This window comes from Rhizobium sp. BK316, from assembly GCF_014193695.1.
GTDB lineage: Bacteria > Pseudomonadota > Alphaproteobacteria > Rhizobiales > Rhizobiaceae > Rhizobium.
This window is the reverse complement of record NZ_JACHZR010000001.1, coordinates 596,255-619,924: the sequence shown is the minus strand read 5'-3', so window position 1 is coordinate 619,924 and position 23,670 is coordinate 596,255. Positions and strand designations below refer to the sequence as shown.

The window sequence follows — 23,670 nt, the reverse complement described above, 5'->3', positions numbered from 1 at the left end:
TGTCAGATGGCAAGCCGTCATCTGCCATCTTGATGGCGAGACCGGGCTACCTTATATTTTCTGCGAAGGAGACCGCAATGGCCGCACCACAACTCTCTGTTCGAAGCTCCAAAGCACGTGATTTGGCACACAGGCTGGCTCGGCGCGAAAATCGTTCGATCGCTGAAGTGGTCGAACGAGCGCTAGAAGCTTACGAGATACGCGAGGCGGGGCGCGAACCTGCGTCCAGCTTCTACTCGCGTGTAAATGCGCAGGCTGCCGCAGATATCGATCTGGATGCCGTCATCCGAGAAAGCCGTCGTCCTCATCAGGGCATTGAGCTTTGATATTTCTCGATACGAACGTCGTCTCCGAGACGTTGAGAAGGGATCCCAACGAAGCCCTAATGGCCTGGCTGGTTCGGTTCGACGCGGAATTGGCCCTGCCCACTGTGACAATAGCCGAGATCGCTTTCGGCATTCAAAAGATCAAGCCGGACCAGCGTGCCGATCGCCTCGAACAGGGGCTTACAGAGTGGCGTCGCCGGTTTGCCGATCGGATGTTTGGGCTTACGGAGGAAGCCGCGCTTGCTTACGGAGAAATTATGGGGCGGGCGGTTCGTCAGGGGCGAGGAATGTCAGCACCCGATGCAATGATCGCTGCAGTTGCTCGCGTGAACGGCGGACGCCTAGCCACGCGCAATCTCAAGGATTTTGAAACAACAGGTCTCGATCTCGTCAACCCGTGGGATTTTTGATCTGATCCGTCTCCAGTTTTTACTGGCCCACTTTCCGGACGCTTGGCAGCCGCGACGGCAGCCAGCGTGTCCCGGCAACTGGGCTCGGAAGCGATGCTGGGATTGTGGGCGCTGCCTGCTCTCCTTGCGCTTGTTCTGTGGCAAGCGGCATCGTGTTGCCTCTGGGCAAAGGACGGCAACAAGTAAAACTAGTAGTTCGTCCCCCTCGCGAAGCGGCAGGACGTGGCTTTTGCTTGCCTTCTTCGGCGTCGGCACGGGCGCCTACACGCTCGTGCTGGCGTGGCTGCCGCCCTTCTATGTTCAACTGGGGCGGAGCGAGGATATCGCAGGCTATCTGCTCGCGGGCCTCACGCTCGTGGAGGTTCTAGCCGGCCCAGCTGTGTCGGCGATGATCAACTGGTTTCCCGATCGGCGGGGACCGCTTGCCGCCGCTCTTTTTGCCATTCTCGGAGGCTTGGTCTGCCTCATCACCATGCCACTGGCGCTTGCCCTTCCAGCGATGATCCTGCTTGGGTTGGGCATCGGCGCGCTGTTTCCACTTTCGTTGATCGTCACACTCGACCACGCCGACGAACCGACCAGCGCCGGCCGCCTCACCGCCTTCGTGCAGGGGGGGCGGATACATCATCGCCAGCATCATGCCCTTTACGGCCGGCTGGTTGCGCAGCCATTCAGATGACTTGTCACAAGCCTGGGTCATGATGGCTGTCGGCATCGTGCAAGCGAGGCCGCAGTCATCCCTGACGTCGTGCGTTGCAAAAGTCCGCGATTCATCTGATGGAGAGACCGGAAGCTCGTGAATACCGGTATAGCTGTATTGACGACCACGAATTGCTGAGAGGCCCGATGAGGCACGACAATCAACGACTGAGCTACGTCCTGTTCCTCATCGCGGGGTCAGGACTCGTGACCATCGCGCGCGCAATGACGCTCTCGTTCCTTGCCATCAAGCTGCAGCAGTCGTTCGGGCTTGGTCCGGCCATGATTGGCGCGCTTCTGGGCATTGGTCCCCTGGTAGGCGCTGTCGCGGCTCCCTTCGCGGGATCCCTGTCGGACAGGGTGGGACGCAAGACGGTGCTGACGCTTACCCTGCTTTCCATGGCTGTTGCGCTAACCTGTATGGGGTTGGCTGAAACCGTGCTGACATTTTGCATTGCCCAGATCGTTGCTGCCATCGCTCTCGCGATTTATGAACCGATTTCACGCGCGCTGATGAGCGACGTCTGTCCGCAGCCGCTGCGCCTCAGGTATTTTTCCTGGCGTTACACGGCCACGAATGTCGGCTGGGCCATCGGACCTTTGATGGGGATTGCCGCTGGGGCTGCCTCCACCATTCTTTTCGTCATTGCAGGTGTTGTCTACGCGATGTTCGCGCTTGCCCTGTACATGTTGCACGTTCCAATTCACCAGAGCGACGATGTTTCCAAAGCACCCGCTTCGCCGCCATTGCTTGAGAGCCTGAAGGCGGCGATCGGCGATCCGCGGTTGGCCTTCTTTGTCAGTGGCGGCACATTGCTGATCGCCGTCTATGGCCAATGGTCAGCGACACTCGCCCCGTACCTCACGGGAAATGTCGCCGAAGGCATGGAAATCTACGCCTATCTCGTTTCGATCAACGGTGCGGCTGTTCTGATCGGGAATCCGTTTGCGCGCAGGTTCGTCGAACGTGCAGGCGCGCTCAACGGCCTTGTGATCGGCTGTATGCTGTTTGCCTTCGGCGAAGTCGGGTTTCTCAGCGCTGCCGGCTTCTGGGGGCTCGCGGTCTCGATGGTTGTTTTCACGATCGGAGAGATTCTCGTCGTACCTTGCGAATACATGCTGGTCGACGGCATTGCGAACGATCGGAACAGAGGCAGCTATTTTGGCGCTCACTCGTTCTCAACCATCGGCAACTTTATTGGACCGACTCTGGGCGGTGCCATGCTTGGCGCTTTTGGCGGGCCAGGCATGTTCCTGTTATTCGCCGGGTTCTCGGCCATCAGCGCGATTTTGTTTGCCATCGGGACACGCATGCCACCACCGAAAGCAGCGGCACAGCAATCCTCGGCCGGTTCGCCGGAAGCTGCAACCGGGCCATGTTTGCGCGGCGCCTATCTTGTTGCATGAATTGCGACATTCGCGGGGAGGGTCTACAGTTCAATCAACAAGGAAATCGATGTTCGAGGAACTTTGGCCAGTTTGCTTCGGAAGCGCCTGGCCTATTTGCGGTCGTTGCGCAAAACGATTGCGATAAATCATTGGGCTAACCCCGTAATGTCGACCAAACTGAAGCCGTAGGTTTTCAGCACTTCCGAGTCCTGTCACCCTTGCGATGTCATCAGGCACGGCAGAACCGGTCTCCAGCATGATGCGGGCCTGCTCAAGTCGCTCCCTCAGGATCCATTTGAGCGGTGGCAGGCCGGTCAGGGAGCGAAAACGACGTTGAAAGGTACGTTCGCTCATGCCGGCGTGGCGGGCGAGAGAACTGACTGTGTGCGGGTGGTGAAGGTCGGTCAGAATATGGTCCAGGATCGATGACAGCCGATCTGCCTCTCGCCTGAGCGGCACGGGACGCTCGATGAACTGGGATTGTCCACCCTGGCGATGGCTGTACATCACCAACCGGCGCGCCACCGTATTGGCGAGCTCCGCCCCGAAATCCGAACGGACGATATGCAGGCACAGATCGATGCCTGCTGAGCTGCCTGCCGAGGTGAGGATGTCGCCCTCATCGATATAGAGGCAATTCGCGTCGATCTTGATGGCGGGATAGCGCTGAACCAGGCCCTCGGCGAAACGCCAATGCGTTGTGGCACGGCGGCCATTGAGCAAGCCGGCGGCCGCGAGCACATACGCGCCCCCGCAGATGGAAACGATGCGGGCGCCGCCCTCATGAGCGCGAACCAATGCGTTGCAGATCTGATCGGGTACCGGCTCGTCGGGTCCACGCCAGCCGGGGACGATAATTGTTCCGGCTTGGTGCAGATCCGTCTCGGTGCCTGTTGCTGCGACCGTCAAGCCACCACAGGCATTGAGAACCTGATCCTCCAGCGAGACCGATTTGAACTGATACCAGTCGGGTCCTGCCTCAGGTCGTGCCAAACCGAAGATTTCGACCGTGATCCCGAACTCGAAGGTGCAGAGGCCATCATAGACGAGGCTGACGACACGTCTGTTTGCAGGAAAGCGTGCGTTCTCAGTTTTTGGCATGAATGCCGTCTTATCTGGCAATCCTGCCGCTGGCAACTCGTGCTGTCGGCATGCGACACGGTCACCCGCCAACAAATACGGAGAAACCAGATGAGCCGCGATACCGAATTGCTAAACGCGATACAAACCTATTTCGATGCGCTCTACGCCTGCGATCTCTCGCTCTTTGACCACATCTTTCATCCAGCCTGTAGCCTGTTCGACGCTGACGAAGGCGCAATCACGGTGGACCCGATTGCAGATTATCGCCAGGTGATCGCCAGGCGCGAATCTCCCGCGAGCCGCTCGCAAGACCGTGAGGACGAAATCATCCTGATTGATTGGCTTTCGCCAGCTGCGGCCACCGTGAAGGTCAGGCTGCGGATCCACGCCAACATCTTTATCGATCATCTTTGCTTCGTGAAAGGCATTGATGGCTGGCGGATCGTCGCAAAGGTCTGGCACCTTGAAAGTGTGAGGGCGTCGTCGTAGCGCCGAGATCGAGGCAAGAGGGTAAAACATGATCTTATCGTACGAAGAACAGTCGCCATCGATCGATCCCGATGCATGGGTAGCGCAGGATGCGACGGTCTGTGGCGATGTTGCCATCGGTGCGGGTAGCAGAATCATGCATGGTGCTCGCTTGGTGGCGGAAGCCGGTGGATCCATCCACATCGGACGGAATTGCATCGTGTTCGAAAATGCCGTGATCCGAGCCACCAGTCGTCATGACTGTTCCATTGGAGACCATTGCATAGTCGGCCCTAACAGCCATGTGGTAGGCGCGCAAATTGACGGCGAAGTTTTCGTCGCAACCGGGGCAGCCGTGTTTCACGGGGCGCAGATCGGACGCGGGTCAGAAGTCCGCATCAACGGAACCGTGCATTTGCGAACGCGGCTGGAGCCGGGCTCAACCGTGCCGATCGGATGGGTCGCCGTCGGTGACCCGGCGGAAATTCTGTCCTCCGATCAGCACGAAGCCATATGGGCACTCCAGAAGTCACTGGACTTTCCCGGTTTCGTTTATGGCGTAGATAGAAGCTCACCCGATGTGATGAAAACAATTACGTCGCGCTTGTCCGATGTTCTTGGAATTCATCGAGCCGAAAGCAGTTGTTAGATGCCACGAAAACCCCGACCGGTTCGAGATTCGCCTTGGCTCTACCGCTGCCATTAGGGCTTCCATGGCGGCGTCGGCCATCGTCCTTGCATAGAGGCTGGCCAGCGGGTAATCCATTGGCTAAGGAGTTCCCGAGCTGTTCATTTTGCGCCACTCTTCGTACTCTCCGCGGGCATCGTCATGCAGCGGATAGTAGCGCTGCAACGACCCGCCCCCCATGAGCTTCATGCGCGAGAACTCTTCCCAATCGTGATGCTTTTGCGATTCTTCGATCACCTTCGAGGCCATTGTGACTGGAAGCACCACCACCCCGTCATCGTCGGCGACAATGATGTCTCCGGGGATGACCGTGACGCCGCCGCAGGCAATCGGAACGTTGACGGCGTTAGGATAGATGCCAGTCTGCACATGATAGTTGGGCGTCCAGCCGCGTAGCCATAGAGGGAGATCCAGCTTCTCGACATTGGGCCGATCGCGCATGCAGCCGTCGATCACGATGCCAGCGCCGCCTCTACCCTTGAAATAGGTCGACATCATATCGCCGAAGACGCCCGAGCTCATGTCGCCGCGCGCGTCGACCACGACCACATCGCCCTCCTGCGCGTGATAGAGCACATGCCGGTGCAACTGCGTCTCCGGATCTGCATATTCTCCCTCGGTGAAAAGGTCCGGCCGCTGCGGCATGAATTGAAGCGTCAGCGCCGGGCCGACGATCGACTTCCCGCGGCTCTGCGATACCGGACCGACCATATGCGGATTGCGGAAGCCCATGTGGCCGAGCGTACCTGCAATGGTCGCGGCGCCGATCTCCTTCAGCGCATCGATCAGCTCTCTGGGCGGTCGCGTAATATCGGGCGTATGCGTCATTTTAGGCTCCGGTGGATGAAACTACCAGTTTGTGACAGAACCGTCGCGGCGCTTCAGGTGAGGCGCTTCCCAGAAACGAAAGCTCTCCGCCTCGACCGCTTCTTCGTTGACCTCGACGCCGAGCCCCGGCAGGTCGCTCACCGGATAGTCAGGGCCGTCGAGGCGTGGTTGCACGGGAAAGAAGTCGGAATTATCGAAGCCCAGCTTTGCTTCGGGCGCCCTGGTCTCGAGCCAGGCGAAATTCGGCACCGCAGCGGCGAGATGGATGGTCGCGGCTGTGCAGACTGGACCAAGGGGATTGTGCGGCATCAGGTCCACATAGTGCGCCTCGCTCCAGCCCGCGACCTTCATCGCTTCAGTGAGCCCGCCAACGTTGCAGACATCGAGCCGGTTGAACTGATGGATGCCGCGCTCGATATAGGGCAGGAATTGCCACTTGCTGGCAAATTCCTCGCCAATGGCGAAGGGGATGTCAGTCATCCTGCGCAGGGATTCATAGGCCTCCGGCGTTTCGTCTCGTATCGGCTCTTCGAGGAAATCGAGCACGCCACGGCCGAGCTTGTTGCAGAAGCTCGCCGCCTCTGCCACCGACAGCCGGTGATGATAGTCGATGCCGAGGACGACGTCGTCGCCGAGCGCCTCGCGCGCCTTGTTCAGCATCCGTGCGGTCGCGCCGATCGACTCGCGCGGCTCGAAGATGTCGTTGCTGCTTTGCCCGATGGGGAAGAAGCGGATCGCCTGCCACCCCTGTGCGCGCAGTTCGCGGGCTCGTTCGATGGCAACATCGCCCTCGGCCTCGTCGCCGGTCGAGGCGAAGGTCGGAATGCGGTCGCGCTGCTTGCCGCCCAAGAGTTGGTAGGCCGGCACGCCCAGCGCCTTGCCCTTGATGTCGTGAAGGGCAATGTCGATCGCCGAAATCGCCGCCTGCAGAACGCGCCCGCCTTCGAAATATTGGCTGCGATAAATTTCCTGCCAGATTCGGCCAACCTGCATCGGATCGCGGCCGATAAGAAACTCGCGATAGTGCTCGATCGCGCCGGTCACGGCCTTCTCGCGACCGCTCAAGCCGCTCTCGCCCCAGCCGAAGATGCCGTTGTCGGTCTCAACCTTGACCAGCATCTGATTACGCGTTCCCACCCATACTGGATAGGGCTTGATCGCCGTGATTTTAAGCTTCGCAGTCATCCACGCCCTCGTTTCGCACGCATCCGCCTGGTCTCAGTTGGCCTTGAGGGCCATTTCCGTTTCGCCGTCGAACAGATGCATCCGCTCCTGATCGAACTCGAGCCAAATCTGTTCGTCGGGCGTGACGGCAATGGTTGGCGGAACGCTGACATTGACGATGGCGCCGGAGAGAAACGCCTGCACGAAGGTGACGTCTCCGGTCGGCTCCACCGTGTAGGCCTTGGCAGGGACGCTTCCAGGCATCGCACTTTTATGCAGTTTGATCGTCGAGTGGCGTGCGCCGAGCACGACTTTCTTGGTGGATGACCTTGCGACCTTCTGGGCGTTGCGTGGCGAGAGTTCGAGGCGCCAGCCCTCCGCGCTGGTCAACACGGCCTCGCCGCCTGCCGTTGACGCCTCTAGTGGGACAAGGCTCATCGCCGGGCTGCCGACGAAGCTGGCGACGAACATGTTCACCGGATGGGCAAAGACCTGCGCCGGAGTATCGTATTGCTGCAGGTAGCCTCCGTTCATCACCGCCATCCTGTCGGCCATGGTCACGGCTTCGAGCTGGTCGTGCGTCACGTAGATGATCGTCGCCTTGAGGTCCTGGTGGAAACGCTTGATCTCCGAGCGCATCTGCACGCGCAGCTTTGCGTCGAGGTTGGAGAGCGGCTCATCCATCAGGAATACTGCCGGATCGCGAACGAGCGCGCGGCCGAGCGCCACGCGCTGCTGTTGGCCGCCCGAAAGTTCGCGTGGCTTGCGCTCGAGCAGCTGCGTCATGTCGAGCACGCGCGCTGCTTCCCTGACCTTTTTGTCGATCTCGTCTCGCGGCAGTTTGCGCATCTGCAGCGGGAACGCCAGATTCTTGTAGACAGATTTCTGCGGATAGAGCGCGTAGTTCTGGAACACCATTGCGATGTCCCGGTCCTTGGGGTCGAGGTCGTTGACCACCCGGTCGCCGATGACGATGTCCCCAGATGTGATGGGGATAAGCCCTGCCACAAGATTGAGCGTGGTTGTCTTGCCGCAGCCTGAAGGGCCGACAAGCGCAACGAATTCGCCGTCATTGACCGTCAGCGAAACATCGTTGACAGCTTTGAAGGCGCCATAGGTCTTGACCAGATCTTTGAGGACCACGTGGGCCACAGGCAACTCCCCTAGTGCTTGACTGCGCCTTCCGTGAGGGCGCGTACGAAGTATCGTTGAAGAACGAGGAACAGGACCACGACGGGCACGCTCATCATGAAGCTTGCCGCCATCAGGCCCGGAAAATCCGTCGTGTTTTCCGAGAAGAAGCGCTGGATGCCGACCGGCAGCGTCAATTGCTCGTTCTTGGAGAGGAAGGTGTAGGCGTAGATGTACTCGTTCCACGCGCCGATGAAGGAATAGATCGCCGTGGCGATGATGCCCGGCGCCGAGAGCGGCATCACGATCAGGAGGAAGGCCTGGAACCGCGTTGCCCCGTCGATGCGTGCGGCCTGCTCGAGCTGGACCGGGATGTTGTCGTAGAAGCCCTTCAGGAGCCAGATTGCCAGCGGCAGGCCGAATGTGAGGTAGGTGAGGACGAGCGACCCATGCGTGTTCACCAGCCCGATTGCGCGCATCAGGATGAAGAGCGGCACGAGAAAGATCACAGCCGGGAACATGTTGCGAAGGAGGACGGCGAAGAACAGAAAGTTCCTGCCCGGGAAGGTGAAGCGCGAAAAGGCGTAGGCCGCAGGAACTGCCACGATCACCGAAAGGATGGTCGTGGCAGTGGAGACGAAAAGGCTGTTCCAGAAGAAGCGCAGGAAGTCCTGGCCGACGCTGTTTTGCGGATCGAGCAGCTTCTGGTAGCTGTCGAGGGTCGGTTGGTCCGGCCACCATTGCGGCGGGAATTGCATGGCCGCGAAGCCGGATTTGATCGAGGTCAGAAGCATCCAGACCATCGGCAATGCAGTGTAAAGCAGCATGAACACGAGGAAGATGCGTCCGCCCCACCGCCATCCATCGATGCGCGTACGGCGACGTGTCTGGCTTCGATGAACCGTCTCGGCAATCGCGCTCATTCGCTTCCGTCCTTCCGTTCGTTACCGCTCAGCGCACGGACGTAGAAATAGCCGAGCGACATCAGGATCAGGAACAAGAGCACCGAATAGGCCGATGCCACCCCCCAGCGTTGGCGGCCGAAGGCGAGTTCATAAATGTGGGTGATCCAGATATGCGATGCGTTCGACGGCCCGCCGCCGGTCATGATCCAGGGGATGATGAAAGAATTGAAGTTGGCCACTGCCAGCAGAAGGATCGTCACCGTCGAGACGTTTCTCAAGTGCGGAAAGGTGACGTGCCAGAACCGCTGCCATGCATTGGCTCCGTCGACTTTTGCGGCGCGCAGCAACTGGTCGGGGACCGTCTGCAGGCCAGCCATCATCATGATCATGGCAAACGGAAACTCTCGCCAGATATTGACGACGATCAGCGAGGGCAGCACCGTGCTGACGCTGTCAATGAAATTCGGCGGCCGATCGGCCAATCCGAGGCCGACGAGCACCGCGCCGATGATCCCGAAGTCCGAATGGTAGATCCACTTCCAGATATAGGACGCGGCGACCGCGCTGATGACCCAGGGAATAATCAGGATGGCGCGCAGGATGCCGCGGCCGACAAAGTCGCCATGGAGCGCCAGGGCACAGGCAAACCCCAGGACAAATGAAATGAGAGTGGATCCCAGCGTCCAGATGAGAGTGTTCGAGGTGACTTTCCAAAACACCGGACTTGTAAGGATGGCGGTATAGTTGTCGAGGCCGACAAAAATCTTGTCCCTTAGCTGCAGGCCAGGCGGTGTATTAAAGAACGACAGTTCGATCGTGTAGTAGATAGGGTAGGCGATGACGATGAGCATCACTGCGATCGAAGGAAGCACATACGCGTAGTCAGCGCGGTGCTCCCAAATCTTTCGCAGCACGCCGGACCTATCAGGTTGCAGTCTTCGGCGCGCCTCGGCCTTGCCAGTCAAGATCGTCACTATGCCTGTCCTCGTTCTTCGGAAGAAACCGGCTGCAGTCTCGGCGCAGCCGGTCAGATCGTGGTCAGGCTTGGACTACAGACCGCCGTCCATCAGGTCTTTGACCTTCTTGGCCGCGTCGTCCGCTGCTTGGTCGACTGTCATAGCTCCAGTCAGGGCATTCTGCAGCATGTCCGGGACGATGATGTTCATGATCTCGGGCGATTGTGGCAGCGCCGGGAACGGGATGCCGTATGGCAGCATCGAGGTCGTGACATCAAGGAACTTGATACTATCAAGACGTTCCTTCATCCATTTGGTCTTGAAGCCGTTAAGGTTTCCAGGGTTGGAGCCGGCATAGGCCATCTTCAGTGACCATTCGGGGCTCGTCCACATGCAGATGATAGCCTTTGCAGCCGGCTCGTCTACCTTGCCGCCCTCGACATATTCGGGCTTCAGGATGTGAATGTTCGAGCCGCCAAACACGACGGCACGCTTGCCGTCGGGGCCGGTCGGAATCAGGCCATAGCGCATGTTGTCGATGACGGTCTGCGCTTTTTCCTTGTCGCTGCCCGTTGTCTTCTTCTGCAGGTCGAGCATGACGTTATAGTCGGACGGGTGCGAGATCATCATGCCGAGCTGGCCAGCGAGGAAGAGGGGCTGGTTATCTGCCTGCTGATTGGTGAGTGCCGAGACCGGAACCGACTTGTCGCGAACATACATATCGTAGGAAGCTTGCAGCGCCGCCTTGCTCTGCGAGCTGTTTAACTCGACCTGCTGATAGGTCGGGCTCGCAGTGGCCTCGTCAAAGACGCCGCCGCCATAGGCCCACAGCTGCGGCATGAAACGGTACGGCGTATTGCCGGCATTCTTGCGCGCCACGAGGCCGTAGCCGGCAATGCCGAGCCTGTCGTGGATCTGCTTGGAATATTTGACAACGTCGTCCCAGGTTGCTGGGGCTTTGTCCGGATCGAGGCCCGCACGCTTGAAGATGTCGGCGTTCCAGATGAACGCCATCGTCTCGTTGTTGGTTGGGAGGCCGTAGGTCACCCCCTCCCAGGTTACCGCCTTCATTGCACCGGGCCAGAAATCCTCGGTCGAATACCCTATATCCTCGGGTTTGAGCGGCTGCAGATAGCCCTTTGAGGCGAACTCGGTGCCACCAAGGATTTGCAGGCGGACCGCCATGGGTGCCGCATTGCCCAGAAGTGCGGTCCGGAACTTGTCCAGAAGGTCATTATAGGTGAGGGCTTGTTCCTCAAGCTCGATGTTCGGATAAGTTTTGCGGAAGGTCTCGAAGAAGTCCTTGTAATACTGCCGCAGGAGGTCGGGGTCGCCCTCGAACACGCCCTGATACCAGAAAGTCAGTCGCCCCTTGTAATCGAGCGGAGTGACCTTGGCGCAATCGCCGGCCGTGTCAAAATCCTGCGTGCCGGCGATGGAGCGAACGTATTCCGGCGACCATTTGCTCAAGTCGACCGGCGCACCCAGCGCAGACGCGGACATCAACGATACCATCAAAGCAGTCGAGACAGTGCCGCGCATGACGGCACGGCCGAGTGAAATCCTCGTCATAGGTAACCTCCCAGGTTCTCTCCCATGCCGCTCTGCGTCAGGCGAGCGGTCTTTGCTCCCCGGCCGCAGGACCTTCCTAATGTATCCATTCGGCCTGATCATACGTTTTCAGATCAAAGATTGTCTGTCAATGAGAGAAATCGTACATTGTTTACGGAAACTTCGTGTGATAACCGGATAATATGTGTATTTTTTGGGGGCAGTCTTGGCCGAAACGAGCGATTTTAAAGCACAGCCACCCGAAGGCATCGACGCTATAGGGGCCTCCAGCGAGGGCGCCTCGCTTTATCAACTGATCAGGGAAGACATCATCGAAGGGCGGCTCGCTGCCAACGAGCGGCTTGTGGTCACCGATCTCGCCCGGCGCCATGGCACCTCAACCAATCCCGTGCGCGAGGCTCTGCAACTGTTGCGCGGGGAGGGCTTTGTCACCTTCGTTCCCAACCGCGGAGCGCGCGTGAGGCCTATAGATCAGGACTTCGTTCGGGATATCTACGAGATCGGGGTCTTGATCGAGCCGGCGCTGACGAAATGGTTCGTGAATATGGCCACCGTCGAGGACATTGCTGAGCTCGAACGCATCCAAGGCCTGATTGAAGAGAACAACTTCGCCGACCCGTTCAGGCACAGCGAGCTGGATACCGCCTTTCACACCGTCATGTACCAGAAGCATTACAACCGCCATGCCGCCGAGCTTTGGTGGAAGCATCGCGAAGTGCTGCGAGCTGTGAGCCGGCGTTTCGACTTCACGCTCGCCCGGCGTGCCGCGATCCTTAATGAGCATCGCGAGCTCATCGCGCATGTAAAAGCCGGACATGCCAACGAGGCAGCCGACCTCATTGCACGCCATGTCGAGGGCTCCGGCCGGCACATCCTCGAACACATGCGTGCGCGTAATGCCGCTCGAGCAGGATAGAATCCATAACCCTTGATATCGTTATCCCCACCACTTCAGTTAAAGGCAGTTGAGATGAAGATCACCAGCGTTCGGCCGTGGCTTATCAAATCCGATGCTTCTTATTGGGGAGAGTTCCTGTTCGTCGAGGTGACGACCGACGACGGAGTGAGCGGCTGGGGCGAGATCACCACCACGACAAGGCTCGCCAATCGCGCCCTCTGCACGATCCTGCGGCAGATCGGTGCCGCTATTGCCGGCGAAGACCCGGCGCGGATCGAGTATCTGTGGCACAAGATATTCCGCAGCTTCACCTACATGGGCAGTCGCGGCGCCGCGGTCGAATGCATAAGCGCCATCGACATCGCCCTCTGGGACATCCGTGGCAAAGTTCTTGGCAAGCCGATTTATGAGCTCTTGGGCGGACCGTTACGCGATGAAATTTCGCTCTACACTCATCCCGACCAGCGCAAGTTTACCAGCAAGGAGGCTGTGGTCCGGGAAATTCGAGATATCGTCGAGTCTGGCCACACTGCGCTCAAGTTCGATCCTTTCCCCCACCAGGGCCGCACCGCCGGCGGACAGGCTCGCGAGCAGCGGGATGGCTATCTCGATGGCAGCATGACCCGCAAGGATGAGCGCGAAGCCGCCGAACTTACGGCTCTGATCCGCGAGACGGCGGGCTCTGACGTCGACATCCTCATCGATGCCCATGGCCGCTTCGACGTTCCGACCGCCATCCGCCTTTGCCGGAGCCTCGAGGAGGCTGGTCAGATCGACTGGTTCGAAGAGCCCTGTCCACCGGAGAGCCTCAACGCCCTCAAGCAGGTTCGTGAGAAGGTCAGCGCCGCTATCTCATGGGGCGAGCGCGGCCACACGAAGTGGGATTTCGTGCGGGTGCTCGAAAACAAGCTTGCCGACTACATCATGCCTGATGTCACCTGGACCGGTGGCATTACCGAACTCAAGAAGATTTCGGCTCTTTGCGAAGCCTACTACATTCCGGTTTCGCCGCACGATGCCGCAGGCCCGATCAACGTCGTTGCGGGAGCACAGGTGATGATGACCGTTCCCAATTTCTACAAGCTTGAAACGTCAGAGTGGAACCTAGGCAAATACGATCACCTCATCGATGGGCCCCTCGATATCTCGAACGGCAGCCTCAAGCTTACCTCCAAGCCTGGTCTCGGCGTCGAGATGAACCGCGACTACCTTCAAGATCACGAGATCGAGCTGGACTAGCCAGCAGCGCTCAACGCCACCCCAAAGTGCCCCCGACCAGAACGAGGATAAATCATGCCAGAGGCATATGGAGCCGACGAGGCGCTCAATCGGGTAAACACGCATTCCAGGCCGTCCGACCTTCGCATCACCGACATGCGGGTAGCCGAGATTGTCGGCGCGCCGTTTACCTCAGCGCTGCTGAAGATTTACACCAACCAGGGCATCGTGGGGCTTGGCGAGGTGCGCGACGGCGCCAGCGCCACCTATGCGCTCATGCTGAAGAGCCGGTTGCTTGGCGAGAACCCTTGCGACATCGACCGCCTATTTCGCCGGATCAAGCAGTTCGGCGGGCACGGCCGGCAAGGCGGCGGCGTATCGGCGATTGAGATCGCCTTGTGGGATCTTGCCGGCAAGGCCTATGGCGTCCCGATCTACCAGATGCTCGGCGGCCGGTTTCGGGAGAAAGTGCGCGTCTACTGCGATACCGACGCCACCGTGCCCAGCGGTACCGAGACCGGTAAGCGCCTCAAGCAGCGCATGGAGCTCGGCTTCACCTTCCTCAAGATGGATCTGGGATTGATGCAGATCGCGGATGTGCCCGGTGCGGTCGTGTTTCCTGCCGGCTCGCTGGAAGGATACCGCACCGGTCCCACTCGCGGGCCGCTGAAGACCATAGAAGAGCGGCGTCTCCGCAACGCTGCGTACGATCTGCATAACGTCCAGCACCCGTTTACCGGCCTCCACTTTTCCGACAAGGGCCTCGACCTGCTTGAGCAATACATCGCCGAGGTGCGTGAGGTCATCGGCATGGATGTGCCGCTTGCGATCGACCATATCGGCCATATCTCGATGCAGAACGGCATTCGCCTTGCCAGGCGAATTGAAAAATACGTGCCAGCCTGGCTCGAGGATGTGATCCCGTGGCAGTATAGCGAGCAATACCGACAACTGCAGGACTCCACCACGGTGCCGATTTGCACTGGGGAGGACATATACCTCAAGGAAGGCTTCGAGCCTCTGCTGAAGAGCGGCGGCGTCTCCGTTATTCACCCGGACCTGCTAACCAGTGGGGGCATCCTCGAGACCAAGAAGATCGGAGATATGGCGCAGGACCATGGTGTCGCCATGGCCATCCACATGGCAGAAAGCCCAATCGCCGCCATGGCCGCCGCACATGTCGCGACCGCGACCGAAAATTTCATGGCGCTTGAATACCATTCCGCCGATGTCGACTGGTGGGACGATATCGTCACGGGCCTTCCCAAGCCGCTCGTCAAGGACGGCTTCATCACTGTTCCGGACAAGCCGGGCCTGGGGATCGACGACGTCGTCGACGAGGTGATCTCGCAGCATCTGCAGCCAGGCGTCACCGCTATTTGGCAGCCTACGGATCGCTGGGACGACGAGTATTCCTGGGATCGCACCTGGAGCTGAGGCAAAGGACCGAAGATGAAGATCACCGATCTACGCTGTGCCGTTATCGGCAGACACCCAATCGTCCGCATCGTAACCGACGAGGGCCTCTATGGTTTGGGCGAAGTCGAATTCACCAAATCCTACCTCAAGCCCTGGGTACTGCATTTCCGCGAGGCCCTGATCGGCGAGGACCCGACCGACGTCGAGAGAGTCATGCTGAAGATCCGCCAACGCGGCTCTTTCAAGCCGTACGGCGCGGCGGTGAGCGCTATCGAGCATGCGCTGTGGGATATTGCCGGCAAGGCCGCGGGCGTGCCCGTCTATAAGCTCCTCGGCGGCAAGGTGCGCGACAAGGTGCGCGTCTATAACGGCTCGATCCGCCAGAAACGCACCGGCGATCGGCCGGAGGATTACGCCGCTGACGTCAAATGGATGATGGAGCAGCCGCAGAACTTCTTCATGATCAAGCAAGGAATCTCGTTTCACTCCAACATGAAGGACACCATCGGGGGCTTCCACTACGGCGTGACGCAGAAGAAGGCCGGCTATCACGGTGCCATGGACCAGGGCGTGATCAGCGAGCGTGGTTTCAATCACATGCTCGACTGCGTGATCGCGATGAAGGAAGTGCTGGGCGACAAGGTCAGCCTGGCGCTTGACTGCGGCCCGGGCTGGATGCTGCCCGATGCGATCAAGTTCGCTCGTGCGGTCGAGAGGTACAATCTGATGTGGCTCGAGGACATGCTGACCGGCGACTATGTGCCGTGGGTCAATCCGCAGGCCTATCGGGAACTGACCACTTCTACCTCGACGCCAATCCATACTGGTGAGCAGATCTACCTGCGGCATAATTTCAAGGAATTGATCGAGACGCAGGCGGTACGTGTCATCGGCCCGGATCCTGCCGATATTGGCGGCATTGCAGAGCTCAAATGGGTCGCCGAGCACGCTTATATGCATTCGATCCTGATGGCACCACACGGCACAGCCAACGGCCTGCTGGGCCTCGGCGCGTTGATCAATGTCTGCGCCACCTTGCCAGCAAATTACGTCGCCTTCGAATATCCGAGTGCCTCCGACCCCTGGTGGGAGGATCTGGTAATCGGCTTGCCGTCGCAGATCGTGAAGGACAGCATGGTGGACCTACTGGAAGCGCCGGGTCTGGGTCTCGATATCGACGCTGAAGGAGCCAGGAGATATCTCAGCGAAGAGGATGCGGGCTTTTTCGACTGAAACTTCCCTCCCAATGTGGTCGTCAATCTCGCGACCGGCACCGTTTCCGGCGGAGATGCGGCAGGCGGCAGCCGACCGTTGAAATGCGTGGTACAAAATTGACGAAATGTTCCATAACGTATGTTATGCGATCTTTGTATGTAGCGGGGGTGGGTTCAAGGATGAAGTGCGACTTGCTAATGATCCCAATGGGTTATCACTCGCAAGGAAGGCGAAATGCGACGCACCTACTCTCAGATTGGATTGGACGAACGCCGTAAGATTGCCCGTTGGAGGTCAGCTGGGCTCAGTGTTGACGCCATTGCAGAGAAACTCGGACGACATCGTTCGACGATCTTCCGCGAGATCCGGCGCAACACGTTTGTCGACAAGCAAATACCTGATCTCAGCGGCTATTATTGTGTGACGGCACATCAGACCGCTTGCGATCGTCGTTCGAAGCTACGGAAGCTCGCGCGCTTCTCACATGTCCGGCAATCGGTAATCGAGCGGATCGTACACGGCTGGTCGCCGCAGCAAATTGCTGGGCGGATGCGCCTGGAGCACCATCCAATCTCGGTAAGCCATGAGACGATCTACAAGTTCGCATATTCGGCTGACGGCCAAGCGATCAAGCTGTGGCGACATTTGCCGGAGCGTCGTGCCAGGCGCAGACCAAGACATGCCAGACGCAAGCACGGTCAACGGTTTAGCTCGGATCTGAACATTCTGCGCCGCCCCGACACCGTCGCTGCGCGCAAGCAGTTTGGGCACTGGGAATGTGATCTGATCCAGTTCCGCAAGAAGTTCGGAAAGGCCAACGTGACGTCGCTCGTCGAGCGCGTTAGTCGATTTGCGATCTTCCTGCGCAACAACGACCGTCAGTCGCGCCCGGTCATGGATGGTCTCATACACGCCCTCAAGACCCTACCCCATCTCGCCCGTCGCTCGATCACCTTCGACCGTGGCACGGAGTTCACGGATTGGCCTTATCTCCAGGCGAGCATTGGCACCCAACCTGATTCTGCGACCCGCAATCGCCATGGCAGAAAGGCACCGTCGAGAATACCAATGGCAGGGTACGGAAATGGCTTTCGAGAGAGGTCGATCCATTGTCGGTCACGGATGCTGATCTGATCAACATCTGCAACCGGCTCAACGAGACGCCCCGCAAATGCCTTGGCTACCGAACACCGGCCGAAGTCTTTCGCAAGAAACTGCTCGCACAGATGCGGAATGCCGGTTAGCTTGATGAGCACAAAAGTCGCGGTTCAGCATGAACTCACACCAGGTGCATTCGACAGTTGGGCCAGTTAGAGATGCGACAGTCGTCGCCTCTCGACGCACTGGTCAAAGCCAACGTTGGGAGCAAGGATGACGACCTTCAGCCTGGTCGAGACCATGAGCGGTCGGAGTCGTCATGTCCTGTTTGATCACCATGTCGCAGAAAGAGTTGCATCGCCTCGAAGTCATCCAGAAGATCCGTGACGAACGCCTGAGCGTTGTCCAGGCTGCCGAACTGCTCGACCTCAGTCGAAGTCAGGTCCATCGGCTGCTGCAGGCCTATGACCTGGATGATCCAGCCGGCCTTGTTTCCAAGAAGCGCTCACAGCCGAGTAATCGGCGCCATAGCGAAGAGTTTCGTAATGCGGCGCTGGATCTGATCCGCGAACGCTATCTGGATTTCGGTCCGACACTGGCGCGCGAGAAAATGATCCCCTGCCCTGAACGTCGCGTGATGCACTTGGGTGAGCTTCTCCAAATCGATGATGAAAATTAATTTCATCAATTCGCTCCGAACCCCGTTTTCAGTTGACGGCCCTCGTTTTTTGTCCCAACTTGAAGAAAATAAATTACGAGTTGGGAACATTGTTGGCATGAAAGTGGGAATCATAGGGCTGGGATTCCGGCTCGGCTATCTTGGCTATGTCTTCAAGGCTATCGACAGCAGCTTCGAGATCGTCGGTTACGTCGATCCGGATCCTGCGGGACTTCCCGGACTGACCGAAAATGGCGTCTCTGTCGGCACGGCCTATGGTTCGCCGCAGGAGCTCCTCGCTTCCGAAAAGCTCGATCTCCTGATGATCGGCTCTCCCAACCACATGCATCTCGATCATATCCGCCTCGGTCTCGAGGCTGGTCTCAAGGTCTTCTGCGAAAAGCCGATTGTGACGACGATCGCCGAGAGCATCGAACTTGCCTCCCTGATGGCGAAGTTCGGCCATGAGCGGCTGATGGTCGGTCTCGTGCTGCGCTACTCGCCTCTTTATAAGGACCTGCGCGCCATCCAGGCCGAAGGCAAGCTCGGCCATATCGTTTCCATCGAAGCCTCCGAACATATCGAGCCCTATCACGGCGCGTTCTTTATGCGCGACTGGCGCCGCTACGAGCGTTATTCCGGCAGTTTCATGCTGGAGAAATGCTGCCACGATCTCGACCTTTATAATGGTGTGGTGGGCGCCCGTCCCGAACGGGTCGCAAGCTTCGGCGGCCGCAAGAGCTTTATCCCCGCCAACGACCCGGCGCGCGAAGGCATCAACGATCTGGAACTCTTCCACCGCAAGCCGAGCGGCTGGATGGGCTCGGACAAGGTGTTCGACAGCGACGCCGACATCATCGATTACCAGGTGGCGATCGTCGAATACGCCAACGGCGTCGGCATGAATTTCCACACCAACCTGAATGTTCCCGACCAATTCCGCCGCTTCGCCATCATGGGCTCGCGCGGCATGGCCGAAGGCGACTTCGTTCGCGGCTACCTCGATGTGCACGAGCAGCTGACCGGCAACAAGATCGTCGAAAACAAATATGCCGCGACCGAGCTGTCGCAGCATTACGGCGCCGACGAACAGATGGCAGCCGATATTCTGCAGAGCGTGCGCACCGGTTCGGAACTCCCGGTTTCCACGCTCAACGCATTGGAGGCAGGCATCCTGGCGCTCGCCATGGATGAAGCCCGCATGAAGAAGGCCGTAATCGACCTTCGTCCCATATGGGACCGGTTCGACGAGGCGCTACACTCCAGAGCGGCCTGAGGAGACCGGCAAGATGAGTGCTCAGAAAAGTGCCGTCATCTTCGCCTGGATCCTTCTCTTTCCGGCTGTCCTCTATGTGCTCGCGATCGTCGCCTATCCGCTGGTCGATACGTTCATCCTGTCTTTTACGGATGCATCGCTGCGGAAGGTGACGAACTGGGTTGGCTGGGTCAATTACGAGAAGATCTTCAATCCCACCTTTGTGGAAGTCATCGTCCGAACCTTCATCTGGACTTTCTTTTCGGTCGCGCTGAAGATGATCATCGGCACGTTCGGCGCTGCGATGCTGAACGCCGCCGTGCCTGGCCGGTCGCTGTTTCGACTGCTCACCATGCCGCCGTGGATCGTGCCGATGGCAATCGGCATCTTCATGTGGGGCTGGATGTATAATGGCCAGTTCGGAATGATCTCCGGATTGCTGCAGCGCTTCGGCCTCGTCGACGGTCCGGTCGCCTTCCTCGCCTATGGCAGTACCGCCTTCTGGGCGACGATTGTCACCGACGTCTGGATCGGCGTGCCGCTGGTGACGATCTACTTCCTGGCCGCGATCCAGTCGATTCCAAAGGACCTCTACGAGGCAGCATGGACCGACGGGGCCGGCCGCTGGTATCGCTTCCGCCGCATCACGCTGCCGCTGATGGTTCCGGCCATCATCACCATGTCGATGCTGTCGCTGATTGCGACCTTCAATTCCTTCGACATCATCTGGATTCTGACGCAGGGCGGCCCGAGCGGCGAAACGACGACGATGATCATCGACACCTATCAGACGGCGATCGGCTCGAAGAAATATGGCGAAGGCGCAGCGCGCGCGGTGCTGATCTGCATCTTCCTGTCGCTTTTCTGCATCGCCTATTTCCGTGTCACCCGCCGCCTGAACCCGGAGAAGCGCGCATGAGCAGCCGTCCCATGATCGATCGCTATAGCTGGTGGGAAATCATCCTCATCTATTGCGGCATAGCGCTCTTCCTGTTCTTCGTTCTCTCGCCCTTCGTCGAAGGCTTCCTGGTGTCGCTGAAGCCGCTGAGCCAGCTCTTCTCCTCGCCCTACCGCTTCTGGCCGGAAAACGGCTCGTTCGAAGCCTACCGGACCATGTGGATCAGCGTACCGGGCTTCGGTCGTTACATCTTCAACTCGTTCTTCATCTCGATCATCGTGACCGTGATCGTGCTCTGCCTCGTTATTCCCGCGGCCTATGCGTTTGCGAGGTTCGAGTTCAAGGGCATGGGCATCCTGCTCGGCGCCTTCCTGACGGTGAATATGTTCTCCGGCGCCGTTCTGCTCATCCCGCTCTTTCGCTTGATGCGCAGCATGGGTGTTTTGAACACCTATCTTGCGATGATCGTACCGGGCGTCGCCTTCCTGATCCCTTCTGCGATCTGGCTGCTGCGCACCTACATGATCCGCATTCCACAGGAACTCAACGAAGCGGCCTACATGGATGGCGCCAGCCATTTCTATACGCTGCGCCGGGTCATTCTGCCCATTGCGATGCCGGGGATTGTCGTCGTCGCGATCACCACCTTCATCGGCGCCTATGCCCAGCAGTTCATCTTCGCGCTGACCTTCAACTCGAAGACGGAATACATGCCCCTGCCGGTGGGACTCTTCGCTTACTTTGGCAAGCAGGAGGTCATCTGGAACGAACTGATGGCGGCCTCCTTCGTCGGCATCGCGCCGGCGATGATCGTCATCTTCTTCCTTCAGCGCTATCTCGTCGGCGGCCTGACTGCCGGTGCGGTGAAACAATAAGACCAACAATAAGAGTGAACAGCTAACACAGAGAATGGGAGTAACGACGTGAGCATTACCATCAAGACAGGCCTTATAGCGCTCGCCCTGCTCGGTTCCACCGCATTGACCGCGGTTACGGCCCAGGCAGCCGACAAGGAAATCAGCTGGATCTATTGCGGCGACACGATCGACCCGATCCACACCAAGTATATCAAGGAATGGGAATCCAAGAATGCCGGCTGGAAGATCTCGCCGGAAGTGGTCGGCTGGGCACAGTGCCAGGACAAGGCAACGACGCTGGCTGCCGCCGGCACGCCGGTTGCCATGGCCTATGTCGGCTCGCGCACGCTGAAAGAGTTCGCGCAGAACGACCTCATCGTTCCCGTTCCGATGACCGATGACGAGAAGAAGGGTTATTACCCGCATATCGTCGACACTGTCACCTTCGAGGGTAACCAGTGGGGCGTCCCGATCGCCTTCTCCACCAAGGCGCTCTACTGGAACAAGGATCTCTTCAAGCAGGCAGGCCTCGATCCCGAAACGCCGCCGAAGACCTGGGCTGAAGAAATCCAGATGGCGAAGACCATCAAGGAAAAGACCGGCATTCCGGGCTTCGGTCTTTCTGCCAAGACCTTCGACAACACGATGCATCAGTTCATGCATTGGGTGTACACCAACAACGGTGCCGTGACCGACGCCGAAGGCAAGATCACGCTCGACAGCCCGCAGATCCTTGCCGCGCTGAAGGCCTATAAGGATATTTCGGCCTATGCCGAAGAAGGTCCGACCGCCTATGAGCAGAACGAAGTCCGCGCCATCTTCCTCGATGGCAAGGTCGCGATGATCCAGGCCGGCTCCGGTGCCGCCTATCGCCTGAAGGATACGAAGGTCAACTGGGGTGTCACAACGCTGCCGCTTGGTCCCGATGCCAAGGGTGCAGGCACGCTTCTCATCACCGACAGCCTTGCGATCTTCAAGGGTTCGGGCGTCGAGGACAAGGCGATCGAATTCGCCAAGTATATCACCTCGCCCGACATCCAGGGTGAATACGAGCTGCAGGGCGGCGCAGGCCTCACCCCGCTGCGTCCGTCCGCAAAGGTTGACGAATTCGTCGCCAAGGACCCCTTCTGGAAGCCGTTCATCGAGGGCATCAGCTATGGTGGTCCCGAGCCGCTCTTCACCGACTACAAGGGCTTCCAGAATTCGATGATCGAGATGGTCCAGTCCGTCGTCACCGGCAAGGCCGAGCCTGAAGCCGCTCTGAAGAAGGCTGCAGGCGAGATCGAGGCCTTCAAGTAAGCCGACGTCGAGGATCGCAGGTTGACGATCTGCGATCCTCACCGACCAAACTTTTGCGCATTCAGGCCGGGACCGGAGACAGATTTTTGGGACAGCTTCAGCTCAACAAGGTTCAAAAATTCTATGGCGACTACGAAGTTCTGAAAGGCGTCGAGCTCGACGTCAGGGACGGTGAGTTCGTCGTCTTCGTCGGGCCTTCGGGATGTGGCAAGTCCACCCTCCTGCGCATGATCGCAGGTCTCGATGCGACGAGCAAAGGCGACATCATCATCAATGGCGTCAGGGTCAACGACCTGCCGCCGGTCAAGCGCGGCATCGCCATGGTCTTCCAGTCCTATGCGCTCTACCCGCACATGACGGTTTTCGAAAACATCGCCTTCCCTCTTCGTGTGGAAAAGATGGAGGAGGAAAAGCTCAAGGCCAAGGTCGAGAATGCCGCTCGTATCCTGCATCTCGAAACGAGGCTGCAGCAGAAACCCGGCATGCTCTCGGGCGGACAGCGCCAGCGCGTCGCAATCGGCCGCGCCATCGTCCGCGAGCCGAAAATCTTCCTGTTCGACGAGCCTCTTTCCAACCTTGATGCCGCCCTTCGCGCCGACATGCGCATCGAACTCGCCAAGCTCCACCGGCAGTTGAAGGCGACGATGATTTATGTGACGCACGACCAGGTGGAAGCCATGACAATGGCCGACCGCATCGTCGTGCTGGACGCCGGCAATATTTCACAGACCGGTGCGCCGCTTGAGCTCTATCATAAGCCCGCCAACCAGTTCGTCGCCGGCTTCATCGGCAATCCGAAAATGAATTTCCTGCCCGTGACCTGCACGTCCGCAAGCGAGGCAGACGCGATCGTCGACTATCGCGGCCAGACGGCGACCCTACCGGTGAAGCCCCGCGACGGCATGGTCGGCAAGATAATGACACTCGGTATTCGGCCGGAACATATCCAGCTCAGCTCCGGCGATATTTCGCTGACGGTTACGCCCAGCGTCATCGAGCGGCTTGGCGCGAACACCGTGGCCTATGCGGCGCTCGGCAGCGAAACGGAAAACTTCTGCGCCATGCTGCCCGGCAGTGTCGGTATCCGTACCGAGGCGCCGGTTACCGTCGGTATCAATGCCGCCGATTGCCATCTCTTTGACGAGGAAGGTGTCGCCTTCGAACGCCACGTCGAGCTCACCGATATCGACATGAACCTGCTGGCTCCGGCAACGGCGTGAAGGGTCGATTGATCAG

General features: G+C 58.9%; 22 protein-coding genes and 2 pseudogenes. 17 read left to right on the top strand and 7 right to left on the bottom strand.

The window, feature by feature from the left end; all coding sequences use genetic code 11:
* Window positions 1-77: 77 nt before the first annotated feature.
* From FHT87_RS02730 to FHT87_RS02715, 4 genes are all read left to right on the top strand, one after another.
* On the top strand, window positions 78-326 hold the full coding sequence (locus tag FHT87_RS02730; protein WP_183725134.1) for a type II toxin-antitoxin system VapB family antitoxin: 249 nt from the start codon (window positions 78-80) through the stop codon (window positions 324-326).
* Window positions 323-736 carry a type II toxin-antitoxin system VapC family toxin gene (locus FHT87_RS02725; RefSeq protein WP_183725132.1) on the top strand — a complete coding sequence of 138 codons (414 nt, stop codon included), beginning with the start codon at window positions 323-325 and terminating at the stop codon, window positions 734-736. Before FHT87_RS02730 ends, FHT87_RS02725 begins: the two co-directional genes overlap by 4 nt.
* Window positions 693-1,415, top strand: a complete 723-nt coding sequence (locus FHT87_RS31020; RefSeq protein WP_348649344.1) for an MFS transporter — start codon at window positions 693-695, stop codon at window positions 1,413-1,415. The genes FHT87_RS02725 and FHT87_RS31020 overlap by 44 nt, the downstream gene beginning before the upstream one ends.
* A 167-nt stretch (window positions 1,416-1,582) precedes the next feature.
* A complete protein-coding gene (locus tag FHT87_RS02715) occupies window positions 1,583-2,842 on the top strand; it encodes an MFS transporter (RefSeq protein WP_183799283.1) in 1,260 nt (419 codons plus the stop codon).
* A gap of 30 nt (window positions 2,843-2,872) precedes the next feature.
* Here the strand turns inward: FHT87_RS02715 and ftrA are convergent, their stop codons facing one another.
* On the bottom strand, window positions 2,873-3,925 hold the full coding sequence (gene ftrA / locus FHT87_RS02710) for a transcriptional regulator FtrA (RefSeq protein ID WP_183799280.1): 1,053 nt from the start codon (window positions 3,923-3,925) through the stop codon (window positions 2,873-2,875).
* Window positions 3,926-4,015: 90 nt separating this feature from the next.
* Here ftrA and FHT87_RS02705 point away from each other — a divergent pair, with 90 nt between their 5' ends.
* Window positions 4,016-4,396 (top strand): nuclear transport factor 2 family protein, encoded by a 381-nt coding sequence (locus FHT87_RS02705; RefSeq protein ID WP_183799278.1) that lies wholly within the window; start codon window positions 4,016-4,018, stop codon window positions 4,394-4,396.
* A gap of 28 nt (window positions 4,397-4,424) precedes the next feature.
* Complete coding sequence (locus FHT87_RS02700) at window positions 4,425-5,024, top strand: gamma carbonic anhydrase family protein (RefSeq protein ID WP_183799276.1); 600 nt, start codon at window positions 4,425-4,427, stop codon at window positions 5,022-5,024.
* Window positions 5,025-5,144: 120 nt separating this feature from the next.
* Here FHT87_RS02700 and FHT87_RS02695 read toward each other — a convergent pair whose 3' ends face one another.
* The 6 genes from FHT87_RS02695 to FHT87_RS02670 all read right to left on the bottom strand — a co-directional run bounded on the left by FHT87_RS02695 (window position 5,145) and on the right by FHT87_RS02670 (window position 11,619).
* Window positions 5,145-5,891, bottom strand: a complete 747-nt coding sequence (locus tag FHT87_RS02695; RefSeq protein WP_183799273.1) for a ribonuclease activity regulator RraA — start codon at window positions 5,889-5,891, stop codon at window positions 5,145-5,147.
* A 21-nt stretch (window positions 5,892-5,912) separates the two neighbouring features.
* The gene (locus FHT87_RS02690) at window positions 5,913-7,076 is read right to left on the bottom strand and encodes a mandelate racemase/muconate lactonizing enzyme family protein (RefSeq protein ID WP_183799270.1); all 1,164 of its coding nucleotides are present in this window, start codon (window positions 7,074-7,076) and stop codon (window positions 5,913-5,915) included.
* A 33-nt stretch (window positions 7,077-7,109) separates the two neighbouring features.
* On the bottom strand, window positions 7,110-8,207 hold the full coding sequence (locus tag FHT87_RS02685; protein ID WP_183725118.1) for an ABC transporter ATP-binding protein: 1,098 nt from the start codon (window positions 8,205-8,207) through the stop codon (window positions 7,110-7,112).
* Between the two features lie 11 nt (window positions 8,208-8,218).
* Entirely contained in the window at window positions 8,219-9,109 is an 891-nt protein-coding gene (locus FHT87_RS02680) for a carbohydrate ABC transporter permease (protein WP_183725116.1), read from the bottom strand.
* Window positions 9,106-10,065: a sugar ABC transporter permease gene (locus tag FHT87_RS02675; RefSeq protein WP_183799267.1), complete on the bottom strand. Its 960-nt coding sequence runs from the start codon at window positions 10,063-10,065 to the stop codon at window positions 9,106-9,108. Before FHT87_RS02675 ends, FHT87_RS02680 begins: the two co-directional genes overlap by 4 nt.
* Before the next feature lie 75 nt (window positions 10,066-10,140).
* The gene (locus FHT87_RS02670; protein WP_183799265.1) at window positions 10,141-11,619 is read right to left on the bottom strand and encodes a sugar ABC transporter substrate-binding protein; all 1,479 of its coding nucleotides are present in this window, start codon (window positions 11,617-11,619) and stop codon (window positions 10,141-10,143) included.
* A gap of 205 nt (window positions 11,620-11,824) precedes the next feature.
* Between FHT87_RS02670 and FHT87_RS02665 the strand changes: the two genes are divergently transcribed.
* The 11 genes and pseudogenes from FHT87_RS02665 to ugpC all read left to right on the top strand — a co-directional run bounded on the left by FHT87_RS02665 (window position 11,825) and on the right by ugpC (window position 23,654).
* The gene (locus FHT87_RS02665) at window positions 11,825-12,535 is read left to right on the top strand and encodes a GntR family transcriptional regulator (RefSeq protein WP_183799262.1); all 711 of its coding nucleotides are present in this window, start codon (window positions 11,825-11,827) and stop codon (window positions 12,533-12,535) included.
* Window positions 12,536-12,589: 54 nt separating this feature from the next.
* On the top strand, window positions 12,590-13,756 hold the full coding sequence (locus FHT87_RS02660) for a mandelate racemase/muconate lactonizing enzyme family protein (protein ID WP_183799259.1): 1,167 nt from the start codon (window positions 12,590-12,592) through the stop codon (window positions 13,754-13,756).
* Between the two features lie 54 nt (window positions 13,757-13,810).
* On the top strand, window positions 13,811-15,172 hold the full coding sequence (locus tag FHT87_RS02655) for a mandelate racemase/muconate lactonizing enzyme family protein (protein ID WP_183799256.1): 1,362 nt from the start codon (window positions 13,811-13,813) through the stop codon (window positions 15,170-15,172).
* A 15-nt stretch (window positions 15,173-15,187) separates the two neighbouring features.
* Complete coding sequence (locus FHT87_RS02650; RefSeq protein WP_183799253.1) at window positions 15,188-16,387, top strand: mandelate racemase/muconate lactonizing enzyme family protein; 1,200 nt, start codon at window positions 15,188-15,190, stop codon at window positions 16,385-16,387.
* A 216-nt stretch (window positions 16,388-16,603) separates the two neighbouring features.
* A pseudogene (locus FHT87_RS02645) lies at window positions 16,604-17,613 on the top strand (IS30 family transposase).
* Window positions 17,614-17,786: 173 nt separating this feature from the next.
* Window positions 17,787-18,083 (top strand): annotated as a pseudogene (locus FHT87_RS02640) (helix-turn-helix domain-containing protein); the annotation flags it as partial.
* A 160-nt stretch (window positions 18,084-18,243) separates the two neighbouring features.
* On the top strand, window positions 18,244-19,401 hold the full coding sequence (locus FHT87_RS02635) for a Gfo/Idh/MocA family oxidoreductase (protein ID WP_183799250.1): 1,158 nt from the start codon (window positions 18,244-18,246) through the stop codon (window positions 19,399-19,401).
* A gap of 13 nt (window positions 19,402-19,414) precedes the next feature.
* Window positions 19,415-20,299: a sugar ABC transporter permease gene (locus FHT87_RS02630; RefSeq protein WP_183799247.1), complete on the top strand. Its 885-nt coding sequence runs from the start codon at window positions 19,415-19,417 to the stop codon at window positions 20,297-20,299.
* Window positions 20,296-21,153: a carbohydrate ABC transporter permease gene (locus FHT87_RS02625; RefSeq protein ID WP_183732840.1), complete on the top strand. Its 858-nt coding sequence runs from the start codon at window positions 20,296-20,298 to the stop codon at window positions 21,151-21,153. The genes FHT87_RS02630 and FHT87_RS02625 overlap by 4 nt, the downstream gene beginning before the upstream one ends.
* A 75-nt stretch (window positions 21,154-21,228) precedes the next feature.
* The gene (locus FHT87_RS02620; RefSeq protein ID WP_183800984.1) at window positions 21,229-22,434 is read left to right on the top strand and encodes an extracellular solute-binding protein; all 1,206 of its coding nucleotides are present in this window, start codon (window positions 21,229-21,231) and stop codon (window positions 22,432-22,434) included.
* A gap of 86 nt (window positions 22,435-22,520) precedes the next feature.
* Window positions 22,521-23,654, top strand: a complete 1,134-nt coding sequence (ugpC, locus tag FHT87_RS02615) for a sn-glycerol-3-phosphate ABC transporter ATP-binding protein UgpC (protein WP_183799244.1) — start codon at window positions 22,521-22,523, stop codon at window positions 23,652-23,654.
* Window positions 23,655-23,670: the final 16 nt, after the last annotated feature.

Coding starts and splice junctions, on each gene's coding strand:
- FHT87_RS02625 (WP_183732840.1), top strand. CDS start 20,296: ATGAGCAGCCGTCCCATGATCGATCGCTATAGCTGGTGGGAAATCATC.
- FHT87_RS02690 (WP_183799270.1), bottom strand. CDS start 7,076: ATGACTGCGAAGCTTAAAATCACGGCGATCAAGCCCTATCCAGTATGG.
- FHT87_RS02695 (WP_183799273.1), bottom strand. CDS start 5,891: ATGACGCATACGCCCGATATTACGCGACCGCCCAGAGAGCTGATCGAT.
- FHT87_RS02650 (WP_183799253.1), top strand. CDS start 15,188: ATGAAGATCACCGATCTACGCTGTGCCGTTATCGGCAGACACCCAATC.
- FHT87_RS02730 (WP_183725134.1), top strand. CDS start 78: ATGGCCGCACCACAACTCTCTGTTCGAAGCTCCAAAGCACGTGATTTG.
- FHT87_RS02630 (WP_183799247.1), top strand. CDS start 19,415: ATGAGTGCTCAGAAAAGTGCCGTCATCTTCGCCTGGATCCTTCTCTTT.
- FHT87_RS02655 (WP_183799256.1), top strand. CDS start 13,811: ATGCCAGAGGCATATGGAGCCGACGAGGCGCTCAATCGGGTAAACACG.
- FHT87_RS02715 (WP_183799283.1), top strand. CDS start 1,583: ATGAGGCACGACAATCAACGACTGAGCTACGTCCTGTTCCTCATCGCG.
- ftrA (WP_183799280.1), bottom strand. CDS start 3,925: ATGCCAAAAACTGAGAACGCACGCTTTCCTGCAAACAGACGTGTCGTC.
- FHT87_RS02670 (WP_183799265.1), bottom strand. CDS start 11,619: ATGACGAGGATTTCACTCGGCCGTGCCGTCATGCGCGGCACTGTCTCG.
- FHT87_RS02635 (WP_183799250.1), top strand. CDS start 18,244: ATGAAAGTGGGAATCATAGGGCTGGGATTCCGGCTCGGCTATCTTGGC.
- FHT87_RS02705 (WP_183799278.1), top strand. CDS start 4,016: ATGAGCCGCGATACCGAATTGCTAAACGCGATACAAACCTATTTCGAT.
- FHT87_RS02680 (WP_183725116.1), bottom strand. CDS start 9,109: ATGAGCGCGATTGCCGAGACGGTTCATCGAAGCCAGACACGTCGCCGT.
- FHT87_RS02660 (WP_183799259.1), top strand. CDS start 12,590: ATGAAGATCACCAGCGTTCGGCCGTGGCTTATCAAATCCGATGCTTCT.
- FHT87_RS02700 (WP_183799276.1), top strand. CDS start 4,425: ATGATCTTATCGTACGAAGAACAGTCGCCATCGATCGATCCCGATGCA.